The organism is Streptomyces krungchingensis, from assembly GCF_054729265.1.
Genome location: NZ_JBPUKY010000001.1, coordinates 399,073 through 412,297 on the forward strand (window position 1 = coordinate 399,073; position 13,225 = coordinate 412,297).

At 69.8% G+C, this 13,225-nt stretch carries 9 protein-coding genes; 2 read left to right on the top strand and 7 right to left on the bottom strand.

Translation table 11 applies throughout. The features are described from left to right. Positions 1 to 51: 51 nt before the first annotated feature. From ACSYGO_RS01900 to ACSYGO_RS01925, 6 genes are all read right to left on the bottom strand, one after another. A complete protein-coding gene (locus ACSYGO_RS01900) occupies positions 52 to 4,326 on the bottom strand; it encodes a discoidin domain-containing protein (RefSeq protein ID WP_460385562.1) in 4,275 nt (1,424 codons plus the stop codon). Between the two features lie 808 nt (positions 4,327 to 5,134). Beyond that, the gene (locus ACSYGO_RS01905; RefSeq protein ID WP_426681289.1) at positions 5,135 to 5,338 is read right to left on the bottom strand and encodes a hypothetical protein; all 204 of its coding nucleotides are present in this window, start codon (positions 5,336 to 5,338) and stop codon (positions 5,135 to 5,137) included. Between the two features lie 223 nt (positions 5,339 to 5,561). Then, positions 5,562 to 6,452 (bottom strand): LLM class F420-dependent oxidoreductase, encoded by an 891-nt coding sequence (locus tag ACSYGO_RS01910; RefSeq protein WP_460385563.1) that lies wholly within the window; start codon positions 6,450 to 6,452, stop codon positions 5,562 to 5,564. A 284-nt stretch (positions 6,453 to 6,736) separates the two neighbouring features. Beyond that, entirely contained in the window at positions 6,737 to 7,345 is a 609-nt protein-coding gene (locus ACSYGO_RS01915; protein WP_426681291.1) for a DJ-1/PfpI family protein, read from the bottom strand. Positions 7,346 to 7,531: 186 nt separating this feature from the next. Then, the gene (locus tag ACSYGO_RS01920; RefSeq protein ID WP_460385564.1) at positions 7,532 to 8,374 is read right to left on the bottom strand and encodes a phosphotransferase family protein; all 843 of its coding nucleotides are present in this window, start codon (positions 8,372 to 8,374) and stop codon (positions 7,532 to 7,534) included. Positions 8,375 to 8,471: 97 nt separating this feature from the next. Beyond that, complete coding sequence (locus ACSYGO_RS01925; RefSeq protein ID WP_460385565.1) at positions 8,472 to 9,119, bottom strand: TetR/AcrR family transcriptional regulator; 648 nt, start codon at positions 9,117 to 9,119, stop codon at positions 8,472 to 8,474. Positions 9,120 to 9,644: 525 nt separating this feature from the next. Here ACSYGO_RS01925 and ACSYGO_RS01930 point away from each other — a divergent pair. Continuing rightward, on the top strand, positions 9,645 to 10,952 hold the full coding sequence (locus ACSYGO_RS01930) for an alpha/beta fold hydrolase (RefSeq protein ID WP_460385566.1): 1,308 nt from the start codon (positions 9,645 to 9,647) through the stop codon (positions 10,950 to 10,952). 73 nt (positions 10,953 to 11,025) lie between these two features. Here ACSYGO_RS01930 and ACSYGO_RS01935 read toward each other — a convergent pair whose 3' ends face one another. Further along, positions 11,026 to 12,051, bottom strand: a complete 1,026-nt coding sequence (locus ACSYGO_RS01935) for a GlxA family transcriptional regulator (protein ID WP_426681394.1) — start codon at positions 12,049 to 12,051, stop codon at positions 11,026 to 11,028. A 147-nt stretch (positions 12,052 to 12,198) separates the two neighbouring features. Here ACSYGO_RS01935 and ACSYGO_RS01940 point away from each other — a divergent pair, with 147 nt between their 5' ends. Beyond that, the gene (locus tag ACSYGO_RS01940; RefSeq protein ID WP_426681294.1) at positions 12,199 to 13,122 is read left to right on the top strand and encodes an NADP-dependent oxidoreductase; all 924 of its coding nucleotides are present in this window, start codon (positions 12,199 to 12,201) and stop codon (positions 13,120 to 13,122) included. The last annotated feature ends 103 nt before the right edge of the window (positions 13,123 to 13,225 follow it).

The window sequence follows — 13,225 nt, forward strand, 5'->3', positions numbered from 1 at the left end:
GGGGCCGCCCTCCTCGAAGGCGACCCCGTACCGTTCGGTTCCGTTCTGGACCTACTCGATGTTGATCTTGAATGTGCTGGTCGTGTTGCGGACGTCCTGGGCGTTGCCGCTCATCCGCAGGTTACGGAAGGTGGCTTCGCCGACCGCGGGGCCCTGGCCGGGTTCCGGGAGCTCGTTGGCCCAGATGCCGAATCCGGACTTGGCGTCGAACGCGTCTCCGCTCTTCTTGGAGTTGGTGATGGAGATGTCGGTGAAGACGGTGTCCTTGACCGGGAACTGCGGCTGGCCGCCGACGTAGTTGGTCTGGAACATCACGCCTCCGTAGGTGGAGTCGTCGATGTCGACGTCGTTGACCCGGATGCCCTGGAAGACCTTCGAGGCGGAGAACGCCCAGATGGCGGGGAAGACCTGGGAGCCCCAGAAGTGGCCGCCCGTTCTCTCCAGGGAGACGTTCTCGATCGTCGTGGGTTCGGTCCCGAAGCCGTTCATCGGGTAGCCGAAGTCCAGCGAGGAGATCGTGATGCCGGAGTACACCAGGGTATCGGCGACGCGGATGTTGCGGAAGGTGTTGTTGTAGCCGCCGTAGACGGCGATGCCGGCCGCCCGCCAGGTGAGTGTCGACGTCAGGTTCTCGTAGAGGTTGTTCTTCTCGTCGGCGCCGCCCGCGTCGATCGCCGAGAAGAGGGCGAAGCTGTCGTCGCCCGTGGCCCGGGCGTCGTTGTTGACCACATGGTTGTCCGTGGAGCCGTTCGTCATGTTGATGCCGTCGGCGAACATGTCACGGATGCGGGAGTTCTTGATGGTCATGTTGTCGGTGTTGGCGCCCCAGTAGAGGCACACCATGTGCTCGACCCAGATGTCGTCGATGGTGATGTCGGAGACGTTGGAGAAGTCGAACACCTTGCCCGGGCCGTCGATCCGTGACGTGTAGTTGCCGAAGTAGGCGAAGCCGGCGAACGTCGAGCCCTTGGCGCTGGCCTCGGCGCGGAAGCCGACGTCGGTGTTCTCCTGCGAGGCGGGGGCGTGGAAGCGGGTGAACCACGGCCCGGCGCCGACGACCTTGACGGCCTTGCCGTAGACCTGGAACTTGCTGGAGGTCTCGTAGTCACCGGCGGGCAGGTAGACGCCGACGAGCTTGCCCGTCGTGTCCATACGGACCTTGTCGAGCGCGTTCTGCACGTCCTGGTGGGTGAATCCGGTCGGTACGGCGTAGGCGGCCGGGTCCGGGTTGGGGTTCGCCGTCGCCTGTTCGGTGTTGATGAAGTCGATCGCGTAGGTGGAGGTGTTGGCCGCGTCCTTCTGGAGCCGGATCTTGGAACCGGCCGGGACGGTCCTGCCGAGCAGCAGGTTCGCCTCGTCGTAGATGTGGCGGGGCGCCCCGGAGCCGGGCGAGTTGCCGGGCGAGGTCTCGTTGCCGTAGAGCCAGGCGTACTTCGAGGTGAGGTCGATCGCCTTGAGGAACTGGCCGTCGACGTAGACGTCGAGCGTCGTGTTCGTGCCGTCCGGGATCGAGAAGCGGGTGACGAGGGTGTTGGCCGCAGCCCGGGTGGTCCACTCGACGTACTGGCCGTTCCCGGTGAGGGTCACCGCCTTGCGGCCGCTCGCCTCGCCCGCGATGTCGCCGATGGTCCGGTTCGGGCCGACGACCTTGGCGCCGCCTCCGACCGTGCCGTCCTCGGCCTCGTACATGTCGTACGGCATGTCCGCGCCGCGGCCGACGAACAGGGGCTGCGTGGTGGTGTTGTTGGCCCGCTTGACCGGCAGTTCGTTGGCGTCGTCGGCGATGACCGTCTTCACGGTGTACTTGCCGTTGGCGGCCGTCCACGATCCGAGGCTGACCGGTGCGGTCGTCTGGCCCGCCGCGACGGCGCCGTTGTAGGTGCCGCTGAGCGTCTTGACGGTGGCGCCCTTGGAGTCCTGAATCGTCAGCGTGACGTCGTGGGCGCCGGCGGCAGAGGCAACCGAACCCTGGTTCTTGATCGCGACGGTGAACTTCACCTCGTCACCGGACGAGGCGCTGGAGGGCGTCCAGGACACCGGTGCGGCGAGCAGGTCGGAGCTGGAGACCGGCTTGACGACGAGGGCGTCGGAGCGGCTGAAGGTGTTGTTCGCCTCGTTCTGCTCGATGACCTTGTTCGACGGGTCCACCTCGGCGCCGACCGGGTAGCTGCCCGCGTCCCGGGTGCCGATGCTCGCGGTGACGGTCTTCGACTCGCCGGCGGCGAGGGCCGGGACGTCGGCCGTGGCGGCCTTGGTGCCGCCGAGTGTGAAGTTGAGGTCGGTGGCCTTGGCCGCCTTGCTGCCGCTGTTGGTGACGGTCGCCGTGAGGCTGATGGCGTCCGACTCGACGGGGGCCGCGGGCGTGTTCGTGATGCCGGTGACCTTGAGGTCCGGGTTGGCGGCCGGGGTGCCGATCACCTGGAACTCGGCGACCTGCGCGCCGGGAGCGCCCGAGTTGGCGGTGAACTTGAGCTGGATGTCGGCGGCGGAGCCGGAGACCGGGATGGTCACGGTGTTGCCGCCGGCCGGGTTGAACGTGCAGTCCTTCGCCGCGACGAGGCTGGTGAAGGCTGTCGCGTCCTGGTCGCGGCCGAGCACCTGGATGTTCTGTGTGCGTGTCGACCAGGCGGCGTCCGGGTTGAGCTTGACGACGACCTGGCTGAGGTCGGCGTTGGCCCCCAGCTTGGTGGTGAGGGTGGCCGGGTAGGCGCCGCCCGCACTCTCCCAGTAGGTGCTGGTCTGGCCGTCGTTGGCGTTGGTGGCAACGTACGTGAAGGTGTACGAGGACGCCTCGATGGGCTTGCCCTCGGCGAGGTTGGAGCCGGAACCGGTCGAGCCGGTCCGGGTGACGCTGTTGCTCGCCGCCGACACGTTCCCGGCGGCGTCCTTCGCCTTCACGTAGTAGGTGATGGTGGCCGTCGCCGACGGTGTGTCGGTGTACGTCGTGACGTCGCCCGCCACGGACTTGACGAGCTGGTCGTCGGCGTAGACGTCGTAGCCGGTGACCTTGACGTTGTCGCTCGACGCCTGCCAGGTCAGCTTCACGTCGCTGCCGGACTGCGTGTAGGCGAGGTTGCCGGGCGCCGTGGGCGCCTGGGTGTCGCCGCCCGATCCCTTGCGCGTGACGCTGTTGCTGTTGGACGAGACGTTGCCCGCGGCGTCCTTGGCCCGGACGTAGTACGTGATGTCGCTGCCGGCGGGCTGGGTGTCGGTGTATGTCAGGACGTTGCCTGCGACGCTCGCCCGCAGCTGGCCGTTGGCGTAGATGTCGTAGCCGGTGACGCCCGTGTCGTCGGTGGCGGCGCTCCAGGCGAGCTTGATCTGCCCGGTGGCCGGTTCGGTGTAGCTCAGGTTCGACGGCGCGGTGGGCGCCTGGGTGTCGCCGGTCGCCGGTCCGTAGACCTCGAGCTCGGACAACTGCCCTGCGGGCCAGCCGGTGTTGGCGGTGAAGTACGCGCGCACGTACCGGGTCGTGGTGGTGTCGAAGCTGATGGTCGCCGACTGGTCGTTGCCGCTGTCGAAGGCGTACGCCTTCGAGGCCGTCAGGTCAGTGAAGTTCTGGTTGTCGGTGGAGCCCTGGATCTTGAGGGTCTGACTGCGGCTCGGCCATCCGCCGGGCAGTCGCAGCGCCACCTCGTTGACCTTGACCGAGGATCCGAGGTCGACCTGGAGCCACTGCGGGAAGGCGTTGTTCTTGCTCTCCCAGTAGGTGGCCCGGTTGCCGTCACCGGCGTTGGCCGCGCCGTAGACATCGGCGTGGCCGCTCTCGCTGAAAGGCTTGCCCAGGGCGAGGTTGGGGGTCGAGGCGGCGGATGTGAGGACCTGCATCTCGGCGAGCTGGGCAGTGGAGGCGACCGAGTTGTTGCTGAAGTCGGCCCGCACGTACCGGGCGAGGGTCGCGGGGAAGGACACCTTCACCGTATTGCCGTTGCCGGGGCTGAAGACGTACTGCGCCGACGACTTGAGCGTGGCGAAGCTCTTTCCGTCAGCGCTGCCCTGGAGCGCCAGCGTCTGCTTGCGTGACTTCCATTGTTCGGGCAGACGCAGCACGACCTGGCGGACGCGCTTGGTCCGTCCGAGGTCGGTCTGCACCCACTGGGCCGACTTCTTTCCGGCCTGCCAGTAGGTGTCGGCGTCGCCGTCGGTGATGTGGGCGGCGGTGTGGGCGCCGAGGGCGCTGCCGGCCTTGGTGGCGGCAGTCGCGGCGGCGTCGGGACCGCCGGCCGCGCGCGCGCCGACGGCGGGCAGGCCCAGAACCATGACGGCGGAGGCGAGCGCGGCGGTTGCCGCGCGTGGTCTCCAGGATCTCGGCTTGTGTCGATTCATGTGGGGTTACTCCCTGAGGAGGTTCGCGCGCCGAGGGGGCGGCGAGGGCGGCTCGTTCCTGGGCGGAGCGGTGGCGCGGTACGACAGGACGGCAGGAGCCGGCCGTACGGAGCGACACGGTCTTCACCAGAAGACCGTGCGCAGCTTCTTGCATTGTTTCATCGCAATATTGCAGAGACATGCGAGTCCGTCTACGGCTCGAGCGACACAAGTTTCACCGGCCGCACCCGCGCCTCAACGGCGGAGGGCACGCGTCCGCGACACCCTCGCCACTGCGCAGGCCGATGAACAGGCGCCGGGGAGAGATGCGGCCGGGCCGCCACGGTCACATCAAGTCCCGTACCGATTCAGGCTTTCTGCGCGTGGAGCACCTCCCGCGCATTCCAGGCGGCAGCTCCGCACGGGCCCACGGTTCCTGGCGCACGGCTCCGTGCGGGTGCGGATCTGAGCTTTGTTGCACCAGGCGCAAGTGGACGCAAGGAACGCAAATTCTTGCGTGATTCTGTTCGTCTGATGACTTGGGCTTACACCGCGTCGAGCTCTGCCGTCCCGGCACCAGGGTGCCGGGACGGCACAGGTTCGCTGGTGGTGGGCGACCGCAGCGGTTCGACGGGCGATGACGTCCGGTCGGCAGTCATGAGAATGCGCCGCACCCCCACCTGTGTCACCGCAGCCCCAGCGGCCCGCCGCCGCGACGGCTCGCAGCCGAGCGGCGAACTCGCCCGCATCCGCGGTGAGAAGGGCGTCCGCCGAGGCTGACGCCGACTGCCCGATCAGAGCCCGACGCGCACGCTCGCACGAGAGCGGCTCAGCGGCGCCGTCGTCCCGGGAACAGCGCGGTGAGCGTCGCGCACACCATCGCCCCGAACAGCAACCCGCCCCAGACCGACGCGTCCACGGAGTGATGCCTCAGCTTTTCGTAGACGAACGAGCCGACGCCGCCGCCCACGAGGAAGAGCAGGAAGCCTCGCAGCGCCGGCCGCCATCGCGGGCGGACCAAGTCTGAAGTCACACAAGGCATTATCCACACGCGCCTCAGCCGGCCGCGTCCTGTCCCCCGCCGCACTTGTGCGCCGCCGCACAGCCCTCAGCCCTCAGCCCTCAGCCCTCAGCCGCCAGCCCTCAGCCGTCAGCCCAGGATGTCGACGACGATCTTTCCGAGTGCGGTGCCGCCTTCCACCGCCCTGTGTGCTTCCGGCACCATCGCGCACCTCTTTTCGCTGTGCGGCTCGGAACTAGCCCAATTCCAAGGTGGCCGCGAGCCTGCGCCATGCCTCGCGGGGGAGGCCGTCCCCAGGACTTCCGTCCACCATCTGGAGCGCGACATGGTCGGCGCCCGCCTCCAGGAAGGCGTTGACCCGGTCGCGGATCCGGGCCTCGTCGCCCCACGCGTACAGGGCGTCCACGAGGCGGTCGCTGCCGTCGGAGGCCAGGTCCTCCTCGGTGAAGCCGAGGCGCAGGAAGCTGTTCGTGTAGTTGGGCAGGGTGAGGTACAGGGCGAGATGCGCGCGGGCCAGGGTGCGGGCGCGGGTCGGGTCGGTCTCCGGCACCACCGCGAACTCCGGTGCGAGCAGCGGGGCTTCGCCCAGGATCTCGCGCGCCTGGGCGGTGTGCTCGGGCGTGACCAGGTAAGGGATCGCGCCCGCCGCCCGGTCGGCGGAGAGGGTGAGCGTCTTCGGCCCGAGCGCGGCCAGGACCCGCCGGTCTTCGGGCACCCCGAGGGCGTCCAGCGCGTCCAGATAGTCGACGAGCGACGAGTACGGGCGGCGGTACTGGTCCGCGAGCTTGGCGTGGCTCACCCCGAGGCCCAGCAGGAAGCGGCCGGGGTGTGCCGACTCGACCTCGTCGAAACCGGCGGCGCTCTCGTCGGTGTCGTACTGCCAGATGCTCTGGATGCTGGTGCCGACGGTCAGGCGCGACGTCGCTTCGAGCAGGGGCAGGGCGTGTCTGGCGTGGCTGCTGCCACCCAACCAGACCGCTCCGTAACCGAGTTGCTCGATCTCGGCGGCCGCCTCGGCGATGTCGGCGCGCCGGGCCGGATCCTCCGAGCGGAGGCCGACGCTCCAGAGGCCGTACCGGCCGACCGCGGCCTTGGCGTCGTACGGGGTGTCCGTCGTGTCGCTCATACGTTCCGATCCCTCCGGGCGGTGCCGTTCCATGATCGCCGTCTGCTGCAACAGTCACAACCGAGGCGGGCCCCGGGTTATGCCCGGCGGCAGCCGGTCCTCCATTGCACCCCGTAACCGCGGGCCGGGGCGACTCGCGCGACGGCGGACGCACCCTGCCCGGCCGTGCCGGTGCCGGTCCTGAAGGGCGACAGCCCGGGGTCATGGGGGTGGATCGGGGTTGACGAAAAGGTGGAGATGTTGCATTTGCAACACCGTGCCCGGCGGCCTCGATGCTCCGGACGTCAGTGGAGGGCGGCCTGGCCCGAGCGGACGGCACGCAGGGCGCGCTCGACGGTTTCCTCGTTCTCTCCGACCGGGGCCACGTAGTCGAGGACGCCGCGTGCGGAGTCCTCTCCGACCAGTCGGGTCATGACCCATGTGGCGAGGTACTGCGACGCCAGGCAGCCGCCTGCCGTGGCGATGTTCCCCTCCGCGTGGAAGGGCGTGTCGAGCACGGTGATGTCGCAGGCTTCGACGAAGGGCCGGCTCTTCATGTCGGTGCATGCCGGCATGCCGTCGAGCAGCCCGAGCCGGGCGAGCACCAGGGCGCCGGAGCACTGGGCGCCGATCAGCTGGCGCGAGGGATCGAGCCGGAGTGTGGAGATCAGCCGGTCGTCGGCGACCACGTCACGTGTCTTGACGCCGCTGCCGATCAGCACCGCGTCGGCCTCGGCCACGAACTCCATCGGGCGCTGTCCCGACACTTCGACACCGTTCATGGAGGTGATCACGGGTGTCGGTGTCGTGATGAAGGCTTCCAGTCCGTCCCCACGACACCGGTTGATCAGGGCGGAGGCGATGAAGCTGTCGAGCTCGTTGAACCCGTCGAAGGTGACTACGGCTACCTGCATGAGAACTCCTCCGAGGACGGCATCGGCTGTCCAGTCTCCGCCGGTGCGTCGTTCCGGCGCGAGAGCCAATCGACGGCCGGTGGCACGCCTGCCTCCGCTTCATCACCTGCTCGGCCTCGCCGGGTCCTGCGCGCCGTACGAGGTGCTGGACCGCTCCTGCACCGGGGAGCCCCCTCTGTCCCGAGTTCAGCCCAGTCCGCAGCGATCGAGTGCCGTACGAACCCGGTCGAGCCCCTCCGCTCTCCGGTGGTTCCGGTCCGGCATCTGGTCGTCTCGGCGCCAGCGCCAGGCCGAGAACATCGCCCAGTTCAGGGCGCGGCACCGGTGAATCAGGTCGTGGTCAGCCCCCGCATAGTGCTTTCCCACTTCTTCGGGCGCGTGTGCGAGGTCGAACTCGATCGGCCCACGGCAGCAGGTGGCGAGGTCCACGAAAAGCAGCCCTCTCCTTGTGTTCAGGAGGTTGCCCGGATGCGGCTCGCCATGCAGCAGTTGGTCGTCGGCTTTGTCGACACGGATCGCGGCGCTCAGTCCACCGAGTGTGTTGCTGAGGAGTTCGCGGTCGGAGTCGGGCAGCTCGGGTGACTGTTCCCGGTCGTTCACCACGCACAGTGCCACGGCGACTCGGTCGGTGAAGTGCGGTGCGTCCAGCTCGATCCGGCGCAGGGCCGCGTGGTGCCGCATGAACACGTCCGCGTAGTCGGCCGGCACGATCTCTGAACGCACAGGTTCGTAGTAGGTCCAGAGCGAGATGGCGAAGGCGTCACGCACGTGGACTCGCAGGCCTCCCCGAGGGTCGAGTTCGGCCACCGGAGCGTCGACGTCGGTCAGGCGGTGAGCAACCTCCACTTCGAACTCGGAATCAGCCAGATGTTCCAAAGGCGCGACCCGAGCCAGAACATCGCACGGGACCAGGCGCAGCGCGACGCGGTCCGAGTTGTGGATGACGATCACATCGTCGACCTGAAGGCCCAGCTCCGAAGCGGTCGCCCGTCCTGCCTCGACTGCGCGGCGAAGTTCCGATGGCTCCATACCGTTCTCCCTCATCGTTGAGCACACATCCGCATCCGAGGGCAGCCGTGCCACCCCCGATGCACTGAGACGCCCCTCGGTACGGGAGTCTCTCCGGTCAGTACGGGAGTCCCTCCGACGCGGCGCCGACTGCGGCGAGCAGGCGTGCGGCGAGTTCATCGCCCGGAACGTCGGGGTCGTCGGCACAGCAGCGGGCGAAGTCCTCGGCTGCCGCCCGCAGGGCACCGTTGAGGGTTGCCGCGTGCACCTTGACGCGGAGGTCGTCCGGGTCCCCGCCGGATCGACGGGCGAGGAGTGTCTGCAGGACGGGGAGTGCGTCGTCGTGGGCCTGGAGCCAGACGGCACGCAGTGCCGGCTCCGTGTGGGTCATCCTGACCAGTCCGAGGACCGCCGGGTCGGCGGCCGGGAGTCCCCCGCCGCGGAAGGCCGCGGTGAGGAAGTCCACCAGGGTCATGCCCGGCGGCCAGTGGCCCAACTGGGCGGTGGCGATGTCGAGTCCGGCGGTCAGCAGCGGGCGGACGCAGCTCTCCTTGGTCGGGAAGTGGCGCCACAGCGTGCGGGCGGAGACACCCACTTCCTGGGCGATCTGCTCCCCGGTGGTCGCGGAGACTCCCTGTGCGGCGAACAGCCGCACGGCCTCACGGGCGATCTCCAGGCGCAGGGACTCCCTGCGCCGTTCGCCGAGGGACGGGCCGGCGGCCCGACTGTCCGTGGCCGCTCCGCGTACGGGCCCTGAGTGCTGCACCGATCCCCCACCGTCTCTCGCGTCGCGTCACGGGCAGCATATCGAGAGTCGAAATGACGCACGCAGACATCTTGTCACTGAGTGACACCCGCCTCTACTCTCCTGTGTACCCGCCGGTAACTAGCGTGTACAACACGAGACTTACCGTCGGGTCAGGTCGACCGCCTCCGCACGCCACCGTGTCGACTCGCTGCACGCCGCCCGGGCGGGCCGGGCGCGCGCACGAGTCGCCGACCGAGTACTCGGCGCAGCCCTGCCCCAGACCCCCGCGATGCAGCCCAGGGCGCCTGAGCCCGCCGAGTTCCTCTGTCAACGCCCCACCAGCTTCTCCCCTCCCTCGCTCCTGCACGACGCCGCCGCGAGGACTTCGTCGTGTCACGAGCCGCCTCCCCACCGAAGCATGGAGTGAGCCGCATGAACCGAACTCCCCGATCCGGCACAGCGCGTCAGCGGCCCATGGCCCTGCCGGACGATGCCGCAGCCCCAGAACCGCGGGACAGTTCCGCTCCGCGGTCCGGCCGCCTGATGGCCGCTGCCGTCATGGCCCTCGGCATCCTCGGCTCCCAGGCGACGTCCGCGGCCGCCGACACGGGCCAGGAGCCCGTCGTCTCCCGCGGGGTGACCATCCCCGCGTTCTACGAGGCACCGTCGACGCTTCCGGCCGCCGACGGAACGCTGATCAGGACCGAGACACTGCCCCTGGCCCTCAGCCTGCCGATACCGGGCGGAGTCTTCCCGGGCACCGCGACCCGCATCATGTACAAGTCGACGGACTCGAACGGGCAGCCGGTCGCTGTCACCGGCGCCTACCTGGAACCAACGTCGGCATGGCAGGGCGGCGGTCCACGCCCGCTGGTCGCGCTGGCTCCGGGCACCATGGGGCAGGGCGACCAGTGCGCGGCCTCCATGGCACTGGAGCACCCCCTCACCATCAACAGCCAGACGGTGTCGGTCGGTTACGAGGACCTGGCGGTCTACCGGCTGCTGACGTCCGGCGTCGCCGTGGTCGTCACCGACTACGTCGGGCTCGGCGCGACCGACCGCCTGCACACCTATGTCAATCGCCTCGACGGCGGCCACGCCCTGCTCGACGCCGTCCGCGCCGCACGCGCGCTGCCGACCGCGTCGATCACCGACCGGTCCCGGGTGGGCCTGTACGGCTACAGCCAGGGCGGCGGGGCGAGCGCGGCTGCCGCCGAACTCCAGCCGTCGTACGCTCCGGAGTTGACGCTCTCCGGCACCTACGCGGGCGCTCCGCCCGCCGACCTGACCGAAGTCATCAAGGGCATCGACGGCAGCGCCCTCGCCGGTGCGCTGGGCTGGTCGCTCAACGGCTTCCTCCAGTCCGACCCGGAACTGAAGCCCCTGGCCGACAGCTACCTCAACCCTGCCGGAAAGGCCGCCCTCAAGGACCTCTCCACGATGTGCACCGGGGACGCCCTCTTCGGATACGGCTTCGCCAAGAGCAAGTCATGGACCACCAACGGTGCGTCCCTCTCCGACATCGTCCGCGCCGAGCCACGGATCCAGGCCGTGATCGACGCCCAGCGCATCGGCACCCTCACCCCGACCAGCCCGGTGCGCGTGGCCACCGGAACCCAGGACGACATCGTCCCCCACGCACAGGCACGCCAACTCGCCGTCGACTGGTGCGCCAAGGGGGCCAAGGTCACGTACAAGCCTGTCGTTCTGCCCGACCTCGGCGACGGGCTGCTCACCAACCACTTGGTCCCGCTGCTCACCGATCAGGGAGACGCCCTGTCCTGGTTGAAGGACCGGCTGTCGGGCAAGTCCGCCGTGTCGAACTGCGCCACGATGCCCGTTCAGCCCTGAGCACCCGGCAAACGAACGCCACGCCGCCATCGCCACTGTCCCGATGGCCTCCCCAGGTCCGACGCGGTAGGGATCAACTACTGGTCCCCACCAGGTCATTGGGGCTGAAGGTACGGCGGTAGGCGGCGGGTGAGACGCCGAAGGCCGTGCGCATGTGGGCGCGCAGGGAGTTCGCGGAGCCGAATCCGGCCCGGTGCGCGACCAGGTCGATCGACAGGTCGGTGGTCTCCAGCAACTGCTTGGCCAGCTCGAGGCGTTGAGCGGTGAGCCACTGCACCGGGGTCATGCCGACCTCGTCGCGGAACCGCCGGGTGAAGGAACGCAGACTCATCCGGGCGTGCTCGGCGAGCCGCGCGAGGGTCAGCGGCTCGCCGAGGTGTTCCAGGGCCCAGGCCCGGGTGGCGGTGGTGCTGGCGACCGTGGGTTCGGGCACCGGGCGGTCGATGTACTGCGCCTGCCCGCCGTCCCGCCAGGGCGGCACGACACACATGCGGGCGGCCCGGTTGGCGGCGGCCGCGCCGTGGTCGCGGCGGATCATGTGCAGGCACAGGTCGACGCCCGCCGCCACGCCCGCGGAGGTCAGTACGTCGCCGTCGTCGACGAAGAGGACCTCCTCGTCGACCTTGACCTTGGGGTAGGCGCGGCGGAACTCCGGGGCGAGGTTCCAGTGAGTGGTGGCCGGGCGGCCGTCGAGCAGCCCGGCCGCGGCGAGCACGTAGGACCCGGAGCAGATGGACACCAGCCGGGTGCCGGGCCGGATGCCGGCGATGGCCGCGGTGACCTCCGGGGGCAGCGGGCCGCCTTCGCCCAGTTCAGGCATCGCATGTGTGGGCGGGATGATCACGGTGTCCGCGGCGGCCAGCGCTTCGGGGCCCGCCGCTGGCTGCACGAAGAAGCCGGCGTCGCTGAGCACGGGGGCGCCGTCGGCGGTGCAGACGGTGACCTCGTAGAGCGGGCGCCCCTCGGCGTCCTCCACGCTGCCGAAGACACGGGAGGGGATGCCGAGCTCGAAGGGCGGGACGCCGGGCAGGGCGAGCACGGCGATCCGGTGCCTACGAAGGGCCTGCGCCGCCGGGTCCGGCTCGTTTTCCCTGGTCATCCACTGCGTGACGCTCATGGCCAGATCCTGTCACATCATGGCCAAACGGCCAACACCACGGCGGGCCGGGCTGCCGGATCGTGGACTGCGTCGCGCCGGGGACCTCCCGGCGGCGAGCCGATCGATGCGGGAATTGAGGCAGACAGCATGCGTGCGGTGGTCGTGGAGCAGTGGGGCGGACCCGAGAACCTGGTCGAGCGTGAGCTCGAGCGCCCGGAGCCGGGACTGAACGAGGTCCTGGTGCGGGTCCACGCGGCCGGAGTGAACCCGGTGGACTGGAAGACCCGCGCCGGCGGGGCCCTGATCGAGTGGGGCACCGTACCGGCGGTGGGCTGGGACGTGTCCGGCACGGTCGAGGCCGTCGGGCCCGGTGTGGGCGTCTTCCGTCCCGGTGACGAGGTCTTCGGGATGCCGTTGTTCCCTCGCCAGGCGGGCGCGTACGCCGAGTACGTGGTGGCACCGGCCCGGCATCTCGCCCCGAAGCCGGCGGGCCTCACGCACGTGGAGGCGGCGGCCCTGCCGCTGGCCGCGCTGACCGCCTGGCAGGCCCTGGTGGACGCGGCGGATGTGCGTCCCGGTGAGCGGGTGCTGGTGCACGCGGCGGCCGGCGGGGTCGGACACTTCGCGGTGCAGATCGCGAAGGCCCGCGGCGCGTACGTCATCGGTACGGCCAGCGCCGGCAAGCACGACCTGGTGCGGCGGCTGGGCGCGGACGAGGTGATCGACTATCGCGCGGTGCGGTTCGAGGACGCCGTGCGCGACGTCGACGTGGTCCTGGACGGACTCGGCGGCGAGACGGCCGAGCGTTCGCTGAAGGTGCTCCGCCCCGGCGGGCGGTTGATCACGCTGCCCGGCCCGGACGACGTGCCCGCCGCCCAGGACGGGGTGCGTGCGGCATGGGTCCTGGTCGAGCCGGACCACCTGGGGCTGCGCGAGATCGCCGCCCTGGTGGAGCGGGGCGCGCTGAAGCCGGTGGTCGAGACGGTCCTGCCGCTGGAGGAGGCCGCGAAGGCCCACGAGATCGGCGAGCAGGGTCGCACCACCGGCAAGATCGTCCTGACGATCGCCTGATCCCCGGGGCTGCCGGCGGCGAACAGGCAGGGCGGGAGCCGCTGAGGCTCCTGCCACCGGCGGCTCCGGAACCGGCACGAGGGCTCCTGACCGGCGACGGCCT

Bases quoted from the DNA above. Each gene is read 5' to 3' on its own strand.
- ACSYGO_RS01900 (WP_460385562.1), bottom strand. From the start codon at position 4,326: ATGAATCGACACAAGCCGAGATCCTGGAGACCACGCGCGGCAACCGCC.
- ACSYGO_RS01910 (WP_460385563.1), bottom strand. From the start codon at position 6,452: ATGAGCGACACGACGGACACCCCGTACGACGCCAAGGCCGCGGTCGGC.
- ACSYGO_RS01915 (WP_426681291.1), bottom strand. From the start codon at position 7,345: ATGCAGGTAGCCGTAGTCACCTTCGACGGGTTCAACGAGCTCGACAGC.
- ACSYGO_RS01920 (WP_460385564.1), bottom strand. From the start codon at position 8,374: ATGGAGCCATCGGAACTTCGCCGCGCAGTCGAGGCAGGACGGGCGACC.
- ACSYGO_RS01930 (WP_460385566.1), top strand. From the start codon at position 9,645: ATGGCCGCTGCCGTCATGGCCCTCGGCATCCTCGGCTCCCAGGCGACG.
- ACSYGO_RS01935 (WP_426681394.1), bottom strand. From the start codon at position 12,051: ATGACCAGGGAAAACGAGCCGGACCCGGCGGCGCAGGCCCTTCGTAGG.
- ACSYGO_RS01940 (WP_426681294.1), top strand. From the start codon at position 12,199: ATGCGTGCGGTGGTCGTGGAGCAGTGGGGCGGACCCGAGAACCTGGTC.